Genomic DNA, 3,421 nt, shown 5'->3' with positions numbered 1-3,421 from the left:
TGGTAGGAGGCACCCGCCACCACCGCAGCCACGACACGCTCGCGCAGGTCCACAGACAGGGGTGAAGGCATGAGCAAGCTCCTTCACCCACCAACGCGCCACCCGCAAACCCGTCGCAACCGGCCCGGGACCGGCTCTAGGTGCCCAACTTCGCGCTAGGGAGTGAGGCCATACGGCCGGCTGTCCGAGCGACCAAGCTATCGTGCGAAAATGCACCTGAACGGCTCTGGTCGGCTGGATTGTGCGGCGGTTGTAGCTCTGCGCAGTTGCATGCTGCAGTGCAATGGCTACAGTGGGCACTGCGGGACAGCGATGGCGTCGCCGTCCTGCAGCCCTCCCAAGGGCGTTTCCTCCCTAGACTTCAGGCCGCCCCTTGAGGGCGGCTTTTTCTTGTCTAGGGACGCGGCTATTATCTGGGTCCGCTCTGACCAACAAGCAAAATCGTTCGAATTTTGCAGAGTGATGAAACTTAATGCATGGCGCGTGAGAGGTCGCTCGACATCCGCTCTGCCGCTCCGCCATCTTGACCCCATGCCCGTGCTGCACGGCCACGCCTACGATCCGCAGGAGGAACCGGCGTTCCGAGGCAGGTAGTACAGGTGTTCACACGACCGCAATCCGACGGTGTCTCATGCATCAGCGTACCTGCCTCGACGCGGCCGACGTGCGCATCCTCATGGCTGCGGGACGCGAGGAAGCCGAACGGCGCAGCCTTCCGGTAGCGTTCGCGGTGGTCGACGAGGCGGGCGTGCTGCTTGCCCTAGAACGCCTCGACGGCGCGCGGCTCCACACGCCGGAGGCGGCTTGGTTGAAAGCTCGGACGGCCGCGATCACGCGCACGTCGACACAGGATCTTCAGGGGGCGATCCAAGCGAACGCGGCGCTGCTCGCCTTCCCGGGACGCCTGCCTCTGACCGGTGGGTTGCCGCTGCTGGTCGGAGAGGAGATCGTGGGCGGCGTCGGCTCATCGGGTGGCGAGCCCGAGGACGATCTAGCTGTGTGTCACGTCGTGTGCGCAGCACTCCAACGGTTGCCCCTCGCTGGCTGAGCACCCCCCCAAGCGACCCCCTTTGCGCATTTCGAGCGGCCCTCAAGCGGCCTGAACCTACTGGGCGCTGCAACCGATACAGATGCCGCGGCCGAGTTTATCACCGACTGCATCGTTCCTCGCCCTGCCGGTAGCCGATCCTCGGAAATTTAACTCGTTCGGGCGGCAGGGCGGTTTGATCTGGCCGAGCGCAGTCGGATCCCTGACGAGCGTCACCCAAGTGCCAGTCGGTTCGGCTCCGGCAGCTGTCGGTGTGATGATCACGGCGGCAAGCGCCAGGGTGCGCAAAAGGGTCATAGTATTCCTCGTTTCTAAGGGTAACCGTCGCCAACACACATCGTGGGTGCGGCGTCTTCCCCGATCCGAGACATCGTTCGGGCGCTGACGGAGCTTCCGCAGAGATTTCTTTTTAGAGCCGATCCGGACCCTTACATTAAAACCCGATCAATCGGCCTGCTCTCTAATCGACGTTAGAGGCTTGGCCAGATATGGACCCAGATCAAACCTAGATCGAATGACAGCTTTTCTGCCGGTGTCGGTCGCACCGGCGGATGGCGAGCATCCTCACGTGCGCTAGGCTCCGATCGTTCAACCGGAGGCCGACCATGAACCCTTCCGAACTAAATCGCTTGATCTACGCCAGCCCGAACGGCGACCACTGGCACCTGTTGTTCGACCCCACGACCGGACGCAGCTTCTTCCGGCATACCGGCAACGTCGCCTAGGGCGGGCACGTGACGGATATCAGTCTTGCGGCATTCCTCGCGTTAGGCCGTAACGGACCTGAGCATCAGGAACTCTGGCGGTTGATCGGCACGCTCAGCGACGAGGAGCAAGCGTCGTAATCCGTCGCCACGTGGTAGGCTACCTGATCTCGTTGAGAGACGCCTGTAGATCGGCCCGACAAGCCGTCCCGAATGCCGTGAGGAAGTTGAGCTTACCCTCGCGTGCAAGCTCGCGGATTTCGTGCAAGCTCTGATTGGGTCCGAGATAGGTATCGATTACGCGGTCTATGACAGAACCTGCGGCATCTAATGTTGCTTGTGATGCGGTGAGCTGCATCTTTGCTAGCAGTGCATAGAGAAGTACCAAATCGCCAACGTCATCCCGCTCATGGCTGAGCGCATCGCCGTAGAGGCGAACGGCCTCGGTGATGAACTCGTTGAACAGTTCAATGCGCCTCGACCGTTCGGCCTCGCGAATTTTATCTTGGAACTGGCTTCGGTGCGTCATCCATGTCGTCATGAACGACGCCAGAGCGCCTATGGTGGCCCCACCCAGGCCGAACATCGCCGAGATGTAAGCCGCGTCCAAATCTGCCTCCTAAGCAAGGGCGAGAACGCGAAGCCTGTACCGCAGCATCGCTAAGATCCACGATCGCCGTGCTTTACCCCTTCCGCTCTCGGAACCGGATCCCGGCGCCGTCGCCGTTCTCGGGGATGAACTCCAGGCCGGCGGCCTCCAGACCCGTGCGCATCTTATCGACGCTGCTGACACGCGCACCCCCGACGACCAGTGAGACCGACGAGGCCCCCGCTACCCTTGAGGATGCCGCCCAGCTCGATTTCGCGGCCTACAACCTTCCCGACCCCATCAAGACACCGCAGCAGTAGGCCGCTCGGTTCGCCCTCGACGCGGCGGACCGCATCATTGCCGTGCTCGACCGCATGGACGGTGACGCGGACCACGAGGACGGCTGGGATGATGAGCCCTCGCTGGCCGCTCCTGAAAACACCACCGGCTCGCAGGTGACGTGGTTGCGCGGGAACGATCAGGACCGGGAGGCCGAGGCCTCTGAGGCCGTGCTCCCCGTAGTGCCGGCTGAACCGGAGCCCGCGTCGATCGTCTTACCCTGGCGAGGCCGTGGCAACGTCTTCGCGGCCGCTGGCTCGCTGATCGTCGACCTGCTGGAACGGGCTTGATCCGAAGCCCATGGTCCTTCCAGGCTCCGCTCTGAGTCCAACGGATGCGGTCGTAACAGTGGCAGTCACTTACCGGCTACTGGACGTCAATATCCGTCCTATGACGAAGTTTTGTGCCCCGCACCGATTATAGGATGGCAGACTACTCTTCGCCGCTGTGACCCGATGCAAGATGCGCTGATCCGCAAGCTCGAAGCCTTGGGGGAATTAGCGGCCGCCGACGCCCCGCGCCTCCGGCCGTTTGTCCACCGGTTCCGGAAGGGCCAACCGCGAACGGCCTCAACGCCTGAAGCCGCGTCCCTGGGGACCGTCCTCCCATCCTTGACGGGCTCGCCTGCCGCCAACAGATTGCTCCGGACCGTCAGCCCCCGGTCATTGGCCTCCTTGTGGCCGGGGACCTCTTCGGCCTCAACGTGTTCATCCCCCACCAGTTCGAAAAGCACCCCGCTTG

4 protein-coding genes are annotated in these 3,421 nt (G+C 62.9%); 3 read left to right on the top strand and 1 reads right to left on the bottom strand.

Annotated features, from left to right (window positions below; all coding sequences use genetic code 11):
* Nucleotides 1–631: 631 nt before the first annotated feature.
* Nucleotides 632–1,048 carry a GlcG/HbpS family heme-binding protein gene (locus tag MKK84_RS00180; RefSeq protein ID WP_243916009.1) on the top strand — a complete coding sequence of 139 codons (417 nt, stop codon included), beginning with the start codon at nt 632–634 and terminating at the stop codon, nt 1,046–1,048.
* An 864-nt stretch (nt 1,049–1,912) separates the two neighbouring features.
* Here the strand turns inward: MKK84_RS00180 and MKK84_RS00175 are convergent.
* Nucleotides 1,913–2,362: a hypothetical protein gene (locus tag MKK84_RS00175; protein WP_243916007.1), complete on the bottom strand. Its 450-nt coding sequence runs from the start codon at nt 2,360–2,362 to the stop codon at nt 1,913–1,915.
* 155 nt (nt 2,363–2,517) lie between these two features.
* Here MKK84_RS00175 and MKK84_RS00170 point away from each other — a divergent pair, with 155 nt between their 5' ends.
* The gene (locus MKK84_RS00170; protein WP_243916005.1) at nt 2,518–2,661 is read left to right on the top strand and encodes a hypothetical protein; all 144 of its coding nucleotides are present in this window, start codon (nt 2,518–2,520) and stop codon (nt 2,659–2,661) included.
* Nucleotides 2,662–2,703: 42 nt separating this feature from the next.
* Entirely contained in the window at nt 2,704–2,970 is a 267-nt protein-coding gene (locus MKK84_RS00165; RefSeq protein WP_243916003.1) for a hypothetical protein, read from the top strand.
* Nucleotides 2,971–3,421: the final 451 nt, after the last annotated feature.

It is taken from the genome of Methylobacterium sp. E-065, from assembly GCF_022829605.1.
Lineage (GTDB): Bacteria > Pseudomonadota > Alphaproteobacteria > Rhizobiales > Beijerinckiaceae > Methylobacterium.
This window is presented reverse-complemented; position numbering and strand designations above follow the sequence as displayed.